The organism is Bosea sp. F3-2 (assembly GCF_008253865.1).
Taxonomy (GTDB): Bacteria; Pseudomonadota; Alphaproteobacteria; order Rhizobiales; family Beijerinckiaceae; genus Allobosea.
The window spans coordinates 183200-201798 of record NZ_CP042331.1 but is presented as its reverse complement, the minus strand read 5'-3'; the positions used below and the strand labels follow the sequence as shown (position 1 = coordinate 201798).

12 protein-coding genes and 1 tRNA gene are annotated in these 18599 nt (G+C 67.5%); 10 read left to right on the top strand and 3 right to left on the bottom strand.

Going from position 1 to position 18599, the window contains the following annotated elements; all coding sequences use genetic code 11:
- Positions 1-45 precede the first annotated feature (45 nt).
- The 4 genes from tssM to FQV39_RS00985 are packed head-to-tail and all read left to right on the top strand — an operon-like array spanning position 46 to position 7246.
- Entirely contained in the window at positions 46-3666 is a 3621-nt protein-coding gene (gene tssM / locus FQV39_RS01000) for a type VI secretion system membrane subunit TssM (protein ID WP_149128612.1), read from the top strand.
- A gap of 4 nt (positions 3667-3670) precedes the next feature.
- Positions 3671-4378, top strand: a complete 708-nt coding sequence (tagF, locus tag FQV39_RS00995; RefSeq protein ID WP_149128611.1) for a type VI secretion system-associated protein TagF — start codon at positions 3671-3673, stop codon at positions 4376-4378.
- A gap of 10 nt (positions 4379-4388) precedes the next feature.
- Positions 4389-5198, top strand: a complete 810-nt coding sequence (locus FQV39_RS00990; RefSeq protein WP_149128610.1) for a PP2C family protein-serine/threonine phosphatase — start codon at positions 4389-4391, stop codon at positions 5196-5198.
- Complete coding sequence (locus FQV39_RS00985; RefSeq protein ID WP_149128609.1) at positions 5195-7246, top strand: serine/threonine protein kinase; 2052 nt, start codon at positions 5195-5197, stop codon at positions 7244-7246. The genes FQV39_RS00990 and FQV39_RS00985 overlap by 4 nt, the downstream gene beginning before the upstream one ends.
- Positions 7247-7352: 106 nt before the next feature.
- On the opposite strand, the gene FQV39_RS00980 is transcribed toward FQV39_RS00985, so the two are convergent.
- From FQV39_RS00980 to FQV39_RS00970, 3 genes are all read right to left on the bottom strand, one after another.
- Positions 7353-7631 carry a hypothetical protein gene (locus FQV39_RS00980; RefSeq protein WP_149128608.1) on the bottom strand — a complete coding sequence of 93 codons (279 nt, stop codon included), beginning with the start codon at positions 7629-7631 and terminating at the stop codon, positions 7353-7355.
- Positions 7632-7767: 136 nt separating this feature from the next.
- Entirely contained in the window at positions 7768-9525 is a 1758-nt protein-coding gene (locus FQV39_RS00975) for a transglycosylase SLT domain-containing protein (protein WP_149128607.1), read from the bottom strand.
- 65 nt (positions 9526-9590) lie between these two features.
- Positions 9591-11147, bottom strand: a complete 1557-nt coding sequence (locus FQV39_RS00970) for a methyltransferase domain-containing protein (protein WP_187640132.1) — start codon at positions 11145-11147, stop codon at positions 9591-9593.
- Positions 11148-11516: 369 nt separating this feature from the next.
- On the opposite strand from FQV39_RS00970, the gene FQV39_RS00965 reads away from it, so the two are divergent.
- The 6 genes from FQV39_RS00965 (at position 11517) to FQV39_RS00940 (ending at position 18592) form a co-directional block, all read left to right on the top strand.
- Entirely contained in the window at positions 11517-13682 is a 2166-nt protein-coding gene (locus tag FQV39_RS00965) for a caspase family protein (RefSeq protein ID WP_149128605.1), read from the top strand.
- 55 nt (positions 13683-13737) lie between these two features.
- Complete coding sequence (locus FQV39_RS00960) at positions 13738-14766, top strand: trans-3-hydroxy-L-proline dehydratase (RefSeq protein ID WP_149128604.1); 1029 nt, start codon at positions 13738-13740, stop codon at positions 14764-14766.
- Between the two features lie 76 nt (positions 14767-14842).
- Positions 14843-14916 (top strand) — tRNA-Gly (locus tag FQV39_RS00955).
- A 509-nt stretch (positions 14917-15425) separates the two neighbouring features.
- Positions 15426-16193: a flavin reductase family protein gene (locus FQV39_RS00950; protein ID WP_248313196.1), complete on the top strand. Its 768-nt coding sequence runs from the start codon at positions 15426-15428 to the stop codon at positions 16191-16193.
- 23 nt (positions 16194-16216) lie between these two features.
- Positions 16217-17221 (top strand): MsnO8 family LLM class oxidoreductase, encoded by a 1005-nt coding sequence (locus tag FQV39_RS00945; protein ID WP_149128603.1) that lies wholly within the window; start codon positions 16217-16219, stop codon positions 17219-17221.
- Positions 17222-17248: 27 nt separating this feature from the next.
- Positions 17249-18592, top strand: coding sequence for an LLM class flavin-dependent oxidoreductase (locus FQV39_RS00940; RefSeq protein ID WP_149128602.1), 1344 nt, complete (start codon positions 17249-17251; stop codon positions 18590-18592).
- Positions 18593-18599 lie beyond the last annotated feature (7 nt).

The following is an 18599-nucleotide window of genomic DNA, read 5'->3' as shown; positions in this document are numbered from 1 at the left end:
CGGAGCTATTTGGTTGGAAGGCACAGCCATGAGGGAGGCAGGACAATGAACCTCGCCACCTGGCTCCGTATCGTCGCCATCCTGATCGGCGCATTCGCGCTGGCGGCGCTGATCTGGTTCGGCGGCCCCTTCCTCGCCCTCGGCGAGGTCCGCCCCTTCGAATCCTTCTGGGTCCGGCTCCCGATCGCAGTGCTGCTGCTCGTCGGCGCGCTCGGCTGGATCGCCTTCATCGTCATCCGCCGCCGCAAAGCCACCGCCGCACTGACCGAGGCCCTGGAAAAGGAGGAGCCGACCGGCGACGGCGCCGCCCTCTCCATCGCCATGAAGGACGCGCTCGCGACGCTGAAGAGCGCGCGCGGCAAGGGCGGCGACTATCTCTACGACCTGCCCTGGTACGTCATCATCGGCCCGCCCGGCGCCGGCAAGACCACGGCGCTGGTCAATTCCGGCCTGAAGTTCCCGCTGGCGCGCGGCGCGACGCCGGCAGCCGTCGCGGGGTCCGGCGGCACGCGCTATTGCGACTGGTGGTTCGCCGAGGATGCGGTGCTGATCGACACCGCCGGCCGCTACACCACGCAGGACACCGACACCAAGGCCGAGAAGGCGAGCTGGCTCTCCTTCCTCGACCTGCTCAAGACCAATCGCCCGCGCCAGCCGATCAACGGCGTCCTCGTCGCGATCAGCGTCGAAGACCTGCTGACCTCCTCGCCCGAAGAGATCGCCGCCCATGCCGATGCGATCCGCGCCCGCCTGCTCGAACTGCACGAGCGGCTGAAGGTCGATTTCCCGGTCTATGCTGTCTTCACCAAGGCCGACCTGATCGCCGGCTTCAACGAGTTCTTCGGCTCGCTGACCGAGCCGCAGCGGCGCATGGTCTGGGGTCACACCTTCCAGACCGCCGACAAGACCCGCAACATGATCGGCGACGTGCCACCGGAATACGACGCGCTGATCGAGCGGCTGAACGAGCGCCTGCCCGACCGGCTCCAGGATGAGCACAACCCGACCGCACGCGCCCAGATCTTCGGCTTCCCAAGCCAGATGGCGACGCTGAAGCGCGCGATCGTCGACTTCCTGACCCGCGTCTTCGAGCCGACGCGCTATCACGCCAATGCGACGCTGCGCGGCTTCTATTTCACCTCGGGCACGCAGGAAGGCACGCCGATCGACCAGCTCATCGGCGCGCTCTCGCGCAATTTCGGCTCGGACCATGCCGGGGCCGCCGCCTTCTCCGGCAAGGGCAAGAGCTATTTCCTCACCGAGCTGATCCAGAAGGTGGTGATCGGCGAATCCGGCTGGGTCTCGACCGATCTCGGCGCCGCCCGCCGCTCGACCGCGCTGCGCATCGCCGGCTTTGCTGCGGTTGCGCTCGTTTCGCTCGCAGCACTCGGGCTCTGGTGGACGAGCTTCTCGCGTAACAGCGACCTCATCACCGCGACCAATTACGGCCTCGCGGACTATCGCAGCGCCGCCGCGCCCGTGCTGCAGGAGACGACCGTCTCCGACCGCAATTTCAGCCGCATCCTGCCGCTGCTGCACAAGCTCAGGAACATGCCGGCGGGCTATGCGAACCAGGACGAGTCGACACCGACGCTCGCCACCTTTGGTCTCAGCCAGCGCGAGCGCCTGCAGAACGCGACCGAGATCACCTACCAGCAGGCGCTGGAGCGGATGCTGCGCCCCCGCATCATCTTCCGGCTGGAAGAGCAGCTCGAGCAGAACGCCAACAATCCCGGCTTCGTCTACGAGGCGCTCAAGGTCTACATGATGATCGGCGGTCAGGCGAAGCTCGACCGCGACCTCGTCACCTCCTGGATGCGGCTAGACTGGGCCGAGAACCTCTTCCCCGGCCCTGCCAACGCCAAGGGCCGCGAGGCGCTGGAGGAACACCTCACTGCCATGCTCGACCTCGACGAGGGCGACACCGAGCCGATGGTCAAGCTCAACCAGTCGCTGATCGAGCAGAGCCAACGCACCTTGCGCCGCCTCAGCATCGCCGAGCGCGCCTATGAATTGCTGAGGACGCAGGCCCGCAGCGAGAGCCTGAAGGACTGGGTCGCCTCGCAGCGCGGCGGCTCCGATGTGCGGCTGGTTTTCGAAGGCGTCGGCGGCGAGGACCTCGACCAGATCCGCGTGCCCTATTTCTACACCTATGACGGCTTCCAGAACGCCTTCATCGGCAGGCTCGGCGACATCGGCGACCGGATTGAGAAGGAGCGCTGGGTGCTGGGCGAGAATGTCGACCAGCAGGCGATCACCGCCCAATACGCCACGCTGTTCCAGGACCTGATGAAGCTCTACAGCCGCGACTATGTCGCGACCTGGCAGAAGACGCTGAAGCGACTGAAGCTTCGGCCCCTCAACGCCGACAAGCCGCGCTATGTCGCGCTCAGCGCCATCTCGGCAGCGACCTCGCCCTTCAAGCAGGTGCTCGAATCCCTGCGCGACGAAACGCAACTCACCAAGGAGCGCCCGAACGCGAAGAAGGCCGTGGCGCAAGCCGCCGCCACTGCCGCGGCACAGACGCTCGACCAGCGCGCCAGCCAGGCGCTCGGCCGCCTCGGCACCAACCTCCCGATGGCCTCTGCCGGCGTCGATCGCGTGCTCGCCGGCAACGATCCGGCGCTGGGCGCCGATATCGAGGGCCAGTTCAAGCCCTTCCACGTCCTCGTCGACGGCGATCTCGGCCGCAGGCCCGTCGACCAGCTCCTCCAGACCTTCGCCGAGATCAACCAGAACCTCGCCACCGCCGCGACCAACCCGGCGCAATCGGCCGCTGCGAACGCCGCGCTCGTGCCGCTGATCGCGACCTTGCGCGCCAATTCCTCGCGCTATCCCGCCCCCTTCGACGGCATGATCATCCAGGCCGTCAACGACTTCGAAGGCGATGCGACCGGCGCCACCGTCGCCCTGCTGCGGCAGGCCTTGGCCGAGCAGGTCACCGGCATCTGCAACGAGATCGTCACCAACCGCTATCCCTTCACCAAGGCGAGCGCCCGCGATGTGCCACTCGCCGATTTCGCTCGGCTCTTCGCGCCCGGCCAGATCATGGACAAGTTCTACAAGGAGCGGCTGGAGCCCTTCGTCGACACCTCGAAACCGCAATGGAGCTGGCGCGTCGACAGCCGCGTCGCCCGCGCCCTTTCGCCGACGACACTGCGCGAGTTCCAGCGCGCCAGCGAGATCAAGGAGGCCTTCTTCCCGACCGGCGGCAACCTGCCCTCCTTCCAGATGGTGGTGACGCCGACCGCGCTCTCGGCCGATGCCTCCAGCGCCAAGCTGGAGATCAACGGCTTCACCGTGACGAGCCAGCAGGGCGTCAACACGCCGGCCCCGGTGATGTGGCCGGGCGGCGGCGTCGGCAAGACGGCGGTGACGCTGACGCTCGGCGGCGGCAGCAACAATTCCGGCGGCATGTTCGGCGGCGGCTTCTTCTCCTCGGGCTCGCAAGCGCCACAAGGCGAGGCCAAGCTGTTCGAGAAGGACGGCACCTGGTCCTTCTTCCGCCTGCTCGATGCCGGCTCGGTGCTCAAGCAGGGCGACAATGTCGGCTTCACGCTCAATGCCGGCGGCCGGCAGGTCGGCTATTCCTTCGGCGTCGGCTCGCTCAAGAACCCGCTGATCCTGCCGGCGCTGCGGGAAATCCGCTGCCCATCAGGAATATGACCCCGTGCCCTGCGGCCTCTTCGGCAAGCTCCCCGCCAAGCGTGACTTCATCGCGCTCAACGCCCCCTCCGGCTTTCTCGCGACATACGAGAAGTGGCTGCAGGGCGGGCTGACCGCGAGCCGGCTCGAACTCGGAAGTCGTTGGCAGGAGGCCTATCTCAACGCGCCAATCTGGCGCTTCTGGCTGGGCGGCGCCCATGGCGGGCAGACGGTCGCAGGCGCCTTCATGCCGTCGGTCGATGGCGTCGGCCGCTATTTCCCGCTCACCGTCTTCGCAGCCGTCGGCCCCGGCGCTGCCATTCCACCGCCAGAGCTCGATCCTCAGGACAGATGGTTCGAGACGATCGAGGATTTCCTCTTGCAGGCGCTCGATCCGGGAGCGAGTTATGAAGCGGTGGCGCAGCGCCTCACCGCTCTGCCCGTCCCCAGCGACCATCACCTCGCGGCCCCGCCGCAAGACATGGTGCGCCTCTCGGACGGCACCATCGTCAGCGCCGCGATCACCTCCGGCTTTCCGGAACGGCTGGCGGTGCTGCGTGTCGAGGATCACGCCAGGGCCTATGCCCATGCCTGCTATCTCTGGACCGTGGGCGGGCCGAATTTCGAGCCGTTGGCGCTCACCGGCCAGGCCCTGCCGGACCCGTATCTCTTTTCAGGCTTGCTGACCGGCCGCTTCGATGCCCATCTCCAAGCCGAGCGCATCGGCTCATGAGGGTTGCGCCATGAACGATATCCCGCGCGAGGCCTCCGATTTCGAGACTGGCTGCATCAGCCATACCGGCAAGGTGCGCAAGGCGAACGAGGACAATTTCATTCTGCGCCCGGAAATCGGCCTCTGGGCGGTAGCGGACGGCATGGGCGGGCATGAGAACGGCGCGCTCGCCAGCGCGACCGTGGTCGGAGCGCTGGAAGCGGTCGGCACGGCGAGTTCGGCCCCCGATCTGCTCGCCATGCTGGAAGACAGCGTGCTCAAGGCCAACGAGACGCTGCGCGCGGAGATCCGCCGGCGCGGCGCCACCATGGGCGCGACCCTCGTCGCCCTGCTGATCCACCAGCGCCATTTCGCCTGCCTCTGGTCGGGCGACAGCCGCATTTACCTTGTCCGCAGCGGACATATCGCGCAGGTCTCGCGGGACCACACCGAAGTGCAGGACATGGTCGATCGTGGCCTGCTGACGCCCGAGGAGGCGAAGCGCTCGCCGCGGCGGCACGTCATCACCCATGCGATCGGCGTCCATGAGCGGCCGGAGCTCGATCTGGAGAACGGTGAGATCGCCGATGGCGACGCCTTCATCCTTTGCTCGGACGGATTGACCGAGCATGTCGCCGACAGCGAGATCCTGCAGGCCGTCGAAGCCGGCGGGGCGCAGGCTGCCTGCGACGCTCTGCTCGCGCGGACGCTCGAACGCGGCGCACACGACAATGTCACGATCGTCGTCGTGCGGTATCGGCAGAACGCGACTGAGAAGACGCGCTGGATGCCGAACCGGCGCGCGCAGGGCGCCAGTTCGCCAGGGAGCACCACGCCATGAGCGACGACTCCGAGCGCACCGTCTTCGCGCCCCGCGCCAATGCCCGCATCGGCACGCGGCTCAACGGCATCTACGAGATCGAGAGCCTGATCGCGGTCGGCGGCATGGGCGAGGTCTACCGGGGCCGCGCCATCCAGACCGGCGACGCGGTCGCGATCAAGATGATCCGTCCCGACATGGCGCGCGACGAGGCGGTGATCGCCCTGTTCCGGCGCGAGGCCGCGGCCCTGCACAACCTCTATAACGAAGCCATCGTCCGCTATTACGTCTTCGCCATCGATCCGGTGACGGAGACGCCCTATCTGGCGATGGAGTTCGTCGACGGCCAGCCGCTTTCCGAGCGCATCAAGGAGCGGCCGCTGTCAATCGAAGAAGCCGATATCCTGCGCCAGCGCGTGGCGCCCGGCCTTCACGCGGCCCATCGGCTCGGCATCATCCACCGCGACATCTCGCCGGACAACATCATCCTGCCCGGCGGCGATCCCTCCCGCGCCAAGATCATCGATTTCGGCATCGCCCGTTCCAGCATCCTCGGCGAAGGCACGGTGATCGGCTCGGGCTTTGCCGGCAAATACAACTACGTCTCGCCCGAGCAGCTCGGGCTCTATGGCGGCGAGGTCACCGGCCGCTCGGACATGTATTCCTTCGCCCTGGTTCTGGCGGAAGCCGTGACCGGCCGCGCCATCGACATGGGCGGTTCGCAGGTCCAGATTCTCGACAAGCGCCGGCGCCTGCCTGATCTCTCCGGCGTCGATGCCACCTTACGCCCCCTGCTCGCCCGCATGCTGGCGCCCGATCCGAAGGACCGCCCGGCCGACATGGCCGAGGTCGCGGCCTGGCAATCGCCTGCGGCGGGGAAGAAGCCCGCAGCCTCGTCCGGCACGACCGGGACGAAGCGCTCGCCGATGGTGCTCGTCGCCGGGATTGCGGTGCTGGCATTGCTGGTCGGTGGCGGCTTCTACGCCTGGAAGACCCTGCAGCCCGATCAGGCAGCTCAGACGGCGCGGCTGCAAAAGGCCGCTCCGCCTTCCCTGTCCGAGCAGCCGCCTTCGGGCGCGGGCGGCAGCGTCGCCAGCAATAGCCCGCCGCCTTTGACCGAAGCTCCCGCGGTGGCGCCGCCGCCATCCACAACCGCCCCGAACACCGCGGCCCAGGCTCCCGGATCGCCAGCCATTGTGCCGCCTGCGACGTCGCCAACTTCGGCACCTCGGCCCCAGAGCCCCGGAAATTCGCAGATCGCGACCAATGTCGAGCCGGCGCAGCCTTCGCGCCCGCCCGCCACTGAACCCACCGCCAAGCCGCCGCTGCCGGAGGTGAAGCCCGCCGAGAAGCCCCAAGCCACGGTCGTACAGCCGCCGCCTTCCACGCCACCCGTTACGCCGCCTGCAGCCCAAACGCAGCCGGCCGCGGCGCAGGAGCCGGAGCCACGCACGCCCGCCGAACGCGTCGAGCGCTATGTCCGCGACTATGACGGCGGCCCCTGCTTTTTCCTCTGGCCGCAGGAGATCAGCGACCGCAAGGCGACGCTGGAAGGCTTCGGCAGCGCCTCGACACCCTTCGTCGCCTTCGATAACGCCTTCAAGGCCGCACAGGGCTTCGAGGCCCAGATCAACCTGCGCCCGGTCACCAGCGCGCAATGCCCGATGGTCGATTTCCTGCGCCAGCCCGGCATCGGCATCGATCGCAGCCCGCGCCTCCAGATCGGCGCGTTCAACATGAAGAGCGGCGAGATCCTCAACGGCTCGGTCGAAGCGGGCGGCGGCCAGAACCTCGATGTCGTTCTGATCGGCGACGACGGGCTGGTCTATAATCTGGAAAGCTTCATGAAGCGCGAAGGCGGCAAGGTCACCTTCAATCTCAAGCTCGAATCGACCGGAGGCGCGGCGCGCCCGCAGACCGTGCTCGCGCTCGTCAGCCAGGAGCCTTTGCCGGCGCTCGCCGGCCCCAATCCTGCGCCGGCCAACGAGTTCTTCGCCAACCTCAAGCTCGATCTCGCCCGCCAGACCGGCAAGCTCGGCCTCGCCATCAAGTACTTCCGGATCGAATAGGCTTCAGATCGGGAACGACGAAACTCCCTGTCATTCCGGACAAGCCGCGAAGCGAAGCGCAGACCCGGAATGACGCAACGCGTTGTGGTTGGCGTTCCTCAGAGCCTCACTCCTCCCGGTAGAGCACACCCCATTCGTCCTGCCAGACGCCGTCGGCATCCGCGACGACGATCGGCGCCCGGAGCTCGTTGGCGAGGCGGATGGCGGTGCGAAAAGCATCCTTCGCCGACAGCTCGTCGCTGACGAAATCATTGACGAGATGTCCGCCGGCGAGCTCGGCCGGGCAGAGCACCCGGCCGAAGGCCTCGCCGCCGCGCTCGCTCAGGCTGAGCGTGATCGCATCGGCCTGCGGCTCGTCGACCTGCTCGAAACGGTTCGCCGGCATGAGCTTTCTCCTTTCGATGCCTCCCGAGGCGGGAGGAGATGGCCGCAGGCGGGATCGCACGCGGCGGGAGCATCGGACCGAAAAGTGGAATCCACTTTTCGGAGAAATCCGATGCGATGACAAAGCACCAAGCTCGTCATTTCTTCGGCTGCGGGCGCGCCAGGCCCGGCCCCATGGTCGGCCTGACCGCGCTGTAGCGATCGAGCCTCACCTTGATCATGTCGTTGAACTTCTTGTGAACCTCGGAAACCGAGAGCGTCTTGGTCTCGCCACCGGCATCGGCATAGAAGATCGGTCGGTTGGCCTGGGCCGGCTTCGGCAGCAACTCCGCCGCCTTGACCCCCGGCGTCTCCTCCATCGTCTCGATGAAGGTCTGCGCCGCGTCCGGCCCGAGGAAATGGATCAGGTAGATCTCGCCGCCGGTGAGATGGCGCCCCATTGCACGCTCGAGCCGCAGCGTATCGCGCTTCAGCATCTCGGCAGCGAGGAGCGCCGAGATGTAGGGTTCGCGCCGCATGTCGAGGATGCGCTGGCGCTGCGCCCCATCGGAGATAGTGAACTGCCGGCCGGAGCGCCCGATCAGCTTCGCTTCCGAAACGAGCCCGTGCTTGGCGCCGAATTCGTAGATCACGCCGAGCCAGGTCTGCTCGATGAACTGGTAGAGCCCCGTCGCAGATGACGTCTGCGCTTTCACCGCCGTCGAAAAGGAGGATTCCTTGTCGGCAACCGCCATCAGCAGCGTCGGATCGGCGCCGACGATCTTGCTCGCACGCACGATCGTGTCGACCAGATGCCGGCGGATCTTGATCGGCCCGAAGGTCAGGATCTGGTCGGGATCGCCGCTGGAGATCTGCGGCGGCGGTTGCGGGGCGCCGCTGGGCGTGACCGGTCCCGTCGGCGCGCCCTGCATCTTCGGCGGCACCAGGAGGATGTTGGACGGCAGCTGCAGCTGATTGACCGGCACCTGCTGCGTCGGCGCATCCTCCTGCGGCTTGATCGCGGCCAGCGACGGATCGTTGTCGAGCGCAAACTGAGCCGCCTGCCGGGCGCCCTCCAGATCCTGCTCGACCGAGGACAGGATGAGCGAGGGCCGCGCCGGGCCGTCCTTGAGCGCGGGGGCATCGGTTGATGCGACATCTTCGCTCGGCGACGACATTGGCCGCTCCTGCTGCTGCAGGCGCGCATAGGCGAGGCCAAGCACCGCTGCAGCGACACAGGCGATGCCGCCTCCCACTGCAGCGATCGCCACGCCTCGGGAAAGACCCTTCCTCGGGGCCGGAGCCTGTACGGGTTCTTCTGCATGCGAAGCGGGCTTCTTCACCGCAAGCGCTGGCGAACCGACAGCCGAAGCCGGCGCCGAAACCGATGGCTGCGCTTTTGCTACCGGTCCGGCGGCCTCAGCAGAGTCCGCCTTCCCAAGCGGGGCAATCGCCTGCGGCGCTGACGGCTGGTCGTGTACCAACTCACCCGTTGGGGAGCCTGCGCCGTTGCCGACCGAGCGGCGCAGATTCACGAACCAGGCAGCATCGCTGCGTTCACTGAGCGCCGAAAGCTCGTCGACGAGCCGCTGCGCCGTCATTTGCGGGACATTGGCCTCCCGGGCGACCGCCGCCGCCGCTCCCTTTCCGGGCTGCTCGGTGACAGTCTTCAAGGCGAAGAACCAGACCTGCAGCGGCGTGCGCCGGCTTTCCATCGGCGTGCCGGCGGCGGGATGGATCATGTAGTGGCAATGATTGCAGGCGAAGCCGCGCAGCTTCGGCCGCATCTCGAACGAGGCGCCGCGCCCGCAGGCGGGGCAGGCCATGATCGTGCCGCCATGGCGCAGGCGCATCAGCTCGGCGAGGCAGGCCTCTTCGGAAAACAGTGCCTGGAATTGCCGGAAGCGCTCGCTCATCCTGCCGGTCCGCGCCTCATCGCCTCTGGCGCAAGGTTACGCTCCGAGCCGCGAGGCAACAATCGTCAAGCGCACAGCAAGGCGAGGCGGGCGACATCCTTCAGATGCATCGCCACCTCCGCCGCCGTCGCTCGCTCAGGCAGGTTCGCAACGGCGATGCCTGCCGCCCTGGTCTCGGCCAGGAAGGCGTTCATATCGTCGAGCAGCATGCCCTGATCGCGCGAGCCATCGAGCAGGCAGACGAATTTGCGGACGACGAGGCTGTCGAGCTGGACGGTGCGATGGCGCAGATCCGTCACCTCCAAGGCGCTCGACGCCTGCCAGCGCGCAATGTCGCTGGCGGCAGGCTTCTCGCTGATCTCCGTTGTCAGCGCCGGCGGCTCCAGCCGGATGTCGAGCAGCCCCGCCTTGAAGATCGCGATCAGCGCCTCGTCCAGCCGCTCGACCTCGTGATCGAGATCGGGGCTGAGCTCGCCGGCCACCGCGCGGCAGGAGCGCGCCACCAGTTCATCCCAGGCGATGCTGGCCGGCCAGATCGCGCTCATGATACCGAGCGCGGCCTTGCACAGCGGCAGGTCGACCGAAAGCCGCACGCCCTCGTCGAACTCGAAGCGCTCGACGCCGGGCCTCGCCTCCTCCGCCGCCTGCTGGGCCAGCCGCGCATTGGCCGCGAGATAATAGGGCCTCAGCGCATCGGCCCGGATGCCCCGCCGCAAGGGCAGCTCGCTCCGGCAGAACAACGTCTCGCGGAAGGCGCGCCCGATCAGCAGGTCGAGCGTCTGCTCGCGCCGTGCCGCCTCCTCGACCGGGATTTGCGCCAGAAGCTGCTGGGCCGCGCCCTTGGCGGCGCCGTACAGGTTCGGGAACGATGCTTCCGCCAGGAATTGCAGGCCATGCCGCTCGGCGGCGGAGAGGACTTCGTGCAGCGCGAAAGCCCGCGCCCCGGGGTTCAGGTCGTCATGATAGAAGACATTGTCCGGAAGCTCGTCGATCTGCTTCAGGCGCTGGCGCAGCGCCGCGCCGTGATAGCTGTCGGGATCGCTCGCTTCAGCCACGTCCTTGAGCGCCGCGCGCGCCACGCGCACCCGCTCGCGCGGCTCGTCGATATCGCGGACCGCGTAGAGCATGACGTCCCGCGCGAGATCGCGCAGACGGCACCCCGGCAGTGCGTTGTAGCTGACATAGGCGATACCCTGCGGCGCCAGCAATTCGCCGAACAGGGCGATGATCCGCTCCCGCACCGGATCGGGCACCCAGGAATACACGCCATGGACGATGATGTAGTCGAAGCGTCCGAGATCGGCCGTCAGCTCCAGGATGTCCTCCTGCCGGAACGCGACATTCGACAGGCCAAGCTCTGCTGCATTGGCATTCGCCTGCCGGATCGAATCCCCGCTGAGGTCGATGCCGAGGAAATGGCTCTGCGGATATTGCGCTGCCATCGGGATCAGGTTGCCGCCGCGCCCGCAGCCGAGTTCGAGCACGCGCATCCCCGACGGCAGAGCCGGGCTCATTCCGTGGAAATGCGCGATGGTCGCCAGCCGCGCCGGATGAGTCTGCGAGAACGAATGGCCGGGATAGGCCACCGCATCATAGGGGTTGATCGCTGAAGCGCTCGTCATGGCCGCCCGCCCGGCTGCATTCGGCCTATTCCAGCCCAGCAGCCTCCCGGGCGCCTCATCTATTTGAAGGAGCGGCCAAGCCATCCGGCGGCGGGCATGTCGAGCGATCGGTCGGCTATGCTGGCAATTTGGCCACACCCGCCGAAATGTGCCTGAATCAAAACCTCAGAACATCAGTCTAAGCAAAGGCGAATCATCGAAAAAAAGGCCGTCGTTCTACTTCCCGAGCCGCAGCGGTTCCATGCCGATTTGATGTTGCCCGGAAGGCCAGTCTTCTGAGACGCTCCATCCTATGGCGGACGCGATCTCGAGTCGCGAACACCAGACAGGTCCAGCGAGCCGGTTTGCTCGCGCCGCAGGGGAAGCAAGATGCGGATGCATGCCCGGGCCTATGCATACCTGATGGCCATCGTGATCGTGGCCCTTGCCGCGCTCGGCGTCGGCGCGACACCCGCTTTTGCGCAAAAGCGCTTCGCCTTCATCATCGGCAATGGCGCCTATGCCAATGTCACCAAGCTGCCGAACGCCCTGAACGACGCCAACGCCACGCGGGCCATGCTCCAGGATGCAGGCTTCGACATCACCCCGGCGCTGGATCTGTCGCTGGCCGGCCTGCGCAGTGCGCTCGATGTCTTCGTCGACAAGGTCCGGCAGGGCGGGCCGGACGCGACCGCCCTCGTCTACTATGCCGGCCACGCCGTGCAGCTCGAGGGCGCAAACTACATCCTGCCGACCGACATTCGCCCGCAAGGCTCGGGCAACATCGCCAGCCAATCTCTCTCGCTGAGCGAAATCCTGCGGCGGCTGGATTCCGTCGGTGCGAAATCCAAGTTCGCCATCCTCGACGCCTGCCGCGACAATCCCTTCGCCGCGCTCGAACTGTCGCGCGGCCTGGCGCTGCAGATCGTCGACGGAGCCAATGAAGGCATCCGCAGCGAAGCCGGCCTCGCTCGCGTCGATTCCGGGAGCGGCACCTTTGTCGCCTTCGCCACTTCGCCGGGCTCGACCGCAGCCGACGGAACCGGGGCCAACAGCCCCTTCACCACCGCCTTCCTGCGCGAGGCGCGCGAGCCCGGCCTGCCGGTCGAGCAGGTGTTCCGCCGCATCCGCCTCGCCGTCTACGACGCGACGAAGGGCGTCCAGATTCCCTGGGACACCTCCTCGCTGATCACCGATTTCAGCTTCTTCCAGCGCCCTGCCGGCGCCTCACCGCAGCCGCAGGCCGGGCCGGGCACGATCCCGCTCGCCGCCGCAGCACGTCCCTCTACTGCCACTTTGCGCTCAATGTCGCCCGCCGACGCCTATCGCACCGCCATCGCCTGGGATCGTCGCGACATCTATCGCAGTGTCCTCGACGCCAACCCCGACGACCCCAACGCGTTGAGGCTGTACCGCATCCTCTCGCAGCGCACCGAAGAGACTGCCTGGGCCGAGACCGTGCTCGCCGGCGACGCCGAATCCTTCAAGCTCTTCGCGCGGCTCTATCCCGGCTCGACCCATGTCAACGAGTCGCTGCGCCTGGCCGCGAGAGCGCCGAGCCGCAACCGCGTCCAGGTCGCGCAGACCTGCCCGGTCTGCCCCGCCGTGCAGCCGCAGCCACGCACCCGCCGTGCCGACTACACGCCGCGCGCAGTCTCGCCCGCCCGCGCCGGCGCACCGCGTCGGGCGCCGGTCACTCCGCCACCTGTTCCAGTTCTCCCGGCCCTGTTGCCGGAGCGACCGCGCTGGACGGGCTTCTACGTCGGCGGCTCACTCGGCGGCGGCAGCCAGACCGGCCGCACGACGGTCGGCAGCCCGGTCGGGGGGCCGACGGTTTCGTCCTCGACCACGACCACCACCACGACGACAACAAGCACGCCGAGCATCACGACCGTCATCAACGACGCCACTGTGGTGTTCCCGGGCACCACGACGACCGTCACCACGACCTCCACCGTCGTCGGACCAACGGTTCTCGCGCCGAGCGCGATCAACCCGACCGCGATTCCGGGCAGCCTCTCACCCAACGGCGCCGGCGCAGTCGGCGGCGCGCAGTTTGGCTTCAACTACCAGATCGGCGCGGTGGTGATTGGCGCCGAAACCGACATATCCGCGACGCGTCTCGGCGGTAGCGATAACGTTTCGCTCAATCCGGGCACGCGCTTCACCACACGCGCCGAGAACGAGGTCTCGATGCTGGGTACGGTTCGCGCCCGCGCCGGCTTCGTGCTCGGCGACTTCCTGATCTACGGCACGGGCGGCTATGCCTATGGCCTCGTCGATCAGAAAGGTTCGATCTCACCGGACAATCCCGCGACGACCTCAGGCGTAGCGGCATCGCGATCCGGGATCGCGAGCGGCTGGGCGCTGGGTGGCGGCGTCGAATATGCGATCCTGCCCGGCATGACGCTCCGGCTGGATTACACCCATTACGACCTGGGCAATCAGAAGCTGACGCTGCAGGACTATACCGGGCTCGCCCCGACCCAATATGCGGTCATGCGCGCCCGCACCGCAGGCGACATCGTGAAGGCCGGCTTCAACTTCGGCTTCTGAAAGGCGCCTGGACTGGCTAGGTTGCCGGCACACGCAATCCGAGCCGAGCCAGTCGATGCGCAGCAGCAAGATCATCCATGTCGTCGGCTGCCATGCCGCGGGCGAGGTCGGCGATGTCATCGTCGGCGGTGTACAGCCGCCGCCGGGCAAGACGATCTGGGAGCAGTCGCGCTTCATCGCCACCGACGAGACGCTGCGGAACTTCGTGCTCAACGAACCGCGCGGTGGCGTCTTCCGGCATGTGAACCTGCTCGTCCCGCCCAAGGACCCGCGCGCCCAGATGGGCTGGATCATCATGGAGCCGGCCGACACACCGCCGATGTCGGGCTCCAACACGATCTGCGTCGCGACCGTGCTGCTCGACACCGGCATCCTGCCGATGCAGGAGCCGCACACCGACATCGTGCTCGAGGCGCCGGCCGGGCTGATCGAAGTCCGCGCCACCTGCCGCGACGGCAAAGCAGAGACGATCAGCCTGCGCAACGTTCCCTCCTTCGCAGCCCGGCTCGACGCAACGATCGAGGTCGCCGGCCTCGGCACGCTCGCCGTGGACATCGCCTATGGCGGGGACAGCTTCGTCATCGTCGACGCGGCGCGCCTCGGCTTCGCGATCGCGCCCGACGAAGCCCGCGAGATCGCCGAGACGGGTATGAAGATCACCCGCGCAGCGAATGAACAGCTCGGCTTCAGCCATCCCGGCGATACGGCCTGGGACCATATCTCCTTCTGCCAGTTCGCCGCCCCGATCGAGCGCATCGATGGCGCCCTGACCGGCCGCAGTGCCGTCGCGATCCGCCCCGGCAAGATCGACCGCTCGCCGACCGGCACCGGCTGCTCGGCGCGGATGGCCGTGCTGCATGCGCGCGGCCAGTTGGGTGTCGGTGAGCGCTTCGTCGGCCTCTCGATCATCGGCTCCCGCTTCGACTGCGAGATCGAGAGCCTGACGCGCATCGGCGATACCCCGGCGATCGTGCCGCGAATCACCGGCAGCGCCTGGATCACCGGCACATCCCAGCTCATGCTCGATCCCGAAGACCCCTGGCCCGCCGGCTATCGCCTGTCCGATACCTGGCCGAAACTCTGAGATGGCGCGAGACTGGCAGTGAAACGGCGCAGCGGCCCTTGACACCTGCCGGTGCGATGGGGAATTTGGCCACCGCGCGGGTGTAGCTCAATGGTAGAGCAGCAGCCTTCCAAGCTGAATACGAGGGTTCGATTCCCTTCACCCGCTCCAGCGCCTTTCCCGACGGCACCATTTGAGCCGGCCGCCCTCGGCGAAGGCCTGCTCCCTCCTGGTCTTCAGGCGTACGGATCGGAGGCGCTTCGGGCTTGAAGCAGCCGGCCCGTCAGACGCTGCGCAGGCCGACGAACGGGATTCTCCTGCCAGAGTTCCTGCCGAGGCGCTTTCCACCTCCGGCTCAACTCATCTTTGAAAAGCTGTTTCATTGACCGCGCCCCTCTCCGCAGGAACAATGACAGTATCGAGCGATATTCGTTTCGCTCCTTCGCGGGATTTGCTGGAGCAGCTTGCGCCGCGTCAACAACGCTAAAAGCACCACGATGAAATCGTGGGCTCCGAAGCACGGAGACACGCCGGCGATGCCAATGACATGCACGGTCAATTCTGCATCCCCGCCGCGCAGGCGATGTTCCTGACAGAACGGCGGCGCCGCTGAGCGCCTGACGACTTCCTTTCCGAACTCGTTTTCTCTGCGACGCCGGCCCTCCGGCGAAGGAGACCTCATGTCTCGAACCAACGCCGACGGCAGCTCCGGAACGCACGGCCAACTTTCCGTCGCAACAGAAGGCGGCCGCGTCATCGCGCTCCCGGCCCGCCGCAACCATCCGACAGCCCGTCGAGCTCTCCCGCCCGGCATCCCCGATCCGCAGTCCCCGTCAGAGGTTTCCATGGCGATCGTCTCGCTGACTCACCCGGCTTCGCATGCTGTCGTCCGACCACCGGCGAGCGCTTCGCCACCTCCGAAGGACGTCGGTGGCGAGTTCCGGTCGGCGTTGCGCCATCTCGCCGGCGGCGTCTCCGTCATCACGACGGGACGCGGCGACGACCGGACCGGCCTGACCGTGACCTCGCTGTCCTCGCTTTCGGCCGAGCCGCCGACCGTGATGTTCGGCGTCAACCTGTCATCCTCCTCCTTCCCGGTGCTCAAGCGCCACCGCAGCTTCGGCGTGAATTTCCTCACCGCCGCGCAGAAGGAGGTCGCCGACCGCTTCGCCGGCCGCAACGGCGAGAAGGGCCCTGCCCGCTATGCCGAGGCGCAGTGGCACGAAGGTCGCACCGGAGCGCCCCTGCTGGAAGGCGCATTGGCTGCGCTGGATTGTGAGCTGGAAGAGCTGATCGAGCGCCACTCGCACGCCATCGTCATCGGCCGGGTGCGCGAGATCAGGCTCGGCACCAATGACGCCGCCCTCCTCTACTGGCGCGGCGACTACGAGCGGCTCGGCTGGATGGCCGAGGAAGCCCGCACCGCGCTCGGCCTGCGCTCCCTCTGACCTTCCCGACACGGCTTTCCGACATGACCTACAGCCTCAGCCTGCTCGACAAGAGCCCGATCCTCGAAGGCGAGACCGCAGTCGCGGCGCTGCAGCGCACGACGAGCCTCGTCCAGGCTGCCGAGCGCCTCGGCTATCGCCGCTTCTGGCTGGCCGAACACCATGATTTCCCCGGCCTCGCCAGCCCGGCGCCCGAGGTGCTGGCAGCCTATCTGCTGGCGCGCACGCAGCGCATCCGCATCGGCACCGGCGGCGTGCTGTTGCCGCATTACAGCCCCTACAAGGTCGCGGAGACCTTCAACCTGCTGGCTTCGCTCGCGCCGGGCCGCGTCGATCTCGGCATCGGCAAGGCCCCCGGCGGCTTGCCGCTCGCGACCAAGGCCTTGCGGGTGCTGCACGACCCGGCGCGCTCGCCTTCGTTCGAAGCCCTGCTGGACGAGCTCGACGGCTTCCTCGCCACGCCGCCCGAGGCGCCCGGCCCGCAGGAGAAGGCCCGCGCCTTCCCGGTGCCGCCCGCGACGCCGGAGCGTTTCCTGCTCGGCGCCAGCCCCGATAGCGCCCGACAGGCGGGCGAGCGCGGTTGGCACTTCGTCTTCGCCGGCCACCACAATGGCGACCCCAAGGCCATCGAGGTCAGCCTCGAAGCTTATGCCAGAGCCGGCGGCTCGGCGGCGCCGCTGCTGGCGGTCGCAGCCTTCGCCGCCCCGACGGCCGAGGAGGCGCTGAGCCTGACGGAGAACCATCGCGTCATCCGGCTCACGCTCGATGACGGCCAGAACCTCAATCTCGGCAGCGAGGAACAGGCGGCCGAATATGCCCGCCAGGCCGGTGCCGCCGCCTACCGCACCGAGATCCGCAAGCCGCACATCCTCGCCGGCACGCCGGAGCAGGTGCGGCGCGAGCTCGACGCGCTGCATGCCCGCTTCGGCATCGCCGAATTCGTCATCGACACGCCGGTGGCCCTCACCGCCCGGCGCCTCGCCTCCGTGACGCTGCTCGCCGGCGAAGCGCCGGCGCTGGCGGCCTGATCCCTCTTTCCCGAAAGGACACGTCCCATGTCCCGCACCCGCCTCACCTTCGGCCTAATGCTCCAGGGCGCCGGCAGCCACATGAATGCCTGGCGCCACCCGAGCAATCCGGCCGATGCCAGCGTCAATCTCGACTTCTTCATCCGCAACGCCCGCAAGGCGGAGGAGAACGGCATCGCCTTCGCTTTCGTCGCCGACGGCCTCTACATCAACGAGAAGTCGATCCCGCATTTCCTCAACCGCTTCGAGCCGCTGACCATCCTCTCGGCACTGGCGACGACGACCAGCAAGCTCGGCCTCGTCGGCACGGTCTCGACCTCCTACAGCGACCCCTTCACCATCGCCCGGCAATTCGCCTCGCTCGACCTGCTCAGTGGCGGCCGCGCGGGCTGGAATGCCGTGACCTCACCGCTGGAAGGCTCCGGCCGGAATTACAGCCGCCCGCATCCCGAGCATGCGCTGCGCTACGAGATCGCGCATGAATATCTCGACGTCACCAAGGGGCTCTGGGATTCCTGGGACGACGACGCCTTCGCCCGCGATCGCGAAACCGGCCGCTTCTTCGACCGGGACAAGCTGCATACGCTCAATCACAAGGGCCGCTTCTTCCAGGTCGAGGGCCCGCTCAATATCCAGCGCTCGCCGCAGGGTCAGCCGGTGATCTTCCAGGCCGGCGCCTCCGATGCCGGCATAGGGCTCGCCGGCCGCCATGCCGATGCGGTCTTCGCCAATCATGTCCCACTGGAGGAAGCGCAGAGCTTCTACCGCAGCATCAAGACCAGCGCCGTCGCCCATGGCCGGTTGGCCGAGGAGGTGAAGGTCTTCCCGAGCGCGGGGCCGATCGTCGGGCGCACGCAGGCCGAGGCCGAGGAGAAATACCGAGCGATCCGCGATCTGATCTCGATCGACGACGCGCTCGCCTATCTCGGCCGCTTCTTCGACCATCATGACTTCAGCGTCTATCCGCTCGATGCGCCCTTCCCGGAACTCGGCGAGATCGGCAAGAACAGCTTCCGCTCGACCACCGACCGCATCAAGCGCAACGCTGCCCTCAAGGGCCAGACGCTGCGCGAAGCCGCGCTGGAGGCGGCAACCCCGCGCACCGACTTCATCGGTGCGGCCGAGGAGGTCGCCGACCGGCTGATCGAGCGGATCGAAACGCAAGCCGCCGACGGCTTCATCCTCGGCTTCCCGGTGATCGGCCAGAGCCTCGACGATTTCGTCGCGTTCGTCATCCCCGTCCTGGAGGCGCGCGGCGTCTACGACCGCAACCTACCGGGCGCGACACTGCGCGACCATCTCGGCCTGCCCCGCCGCGAGAGCCGCTACGCGACCCCGTCGGATACGGCCTTCGCCCGCCGCGCCGGCTGAGCCAACC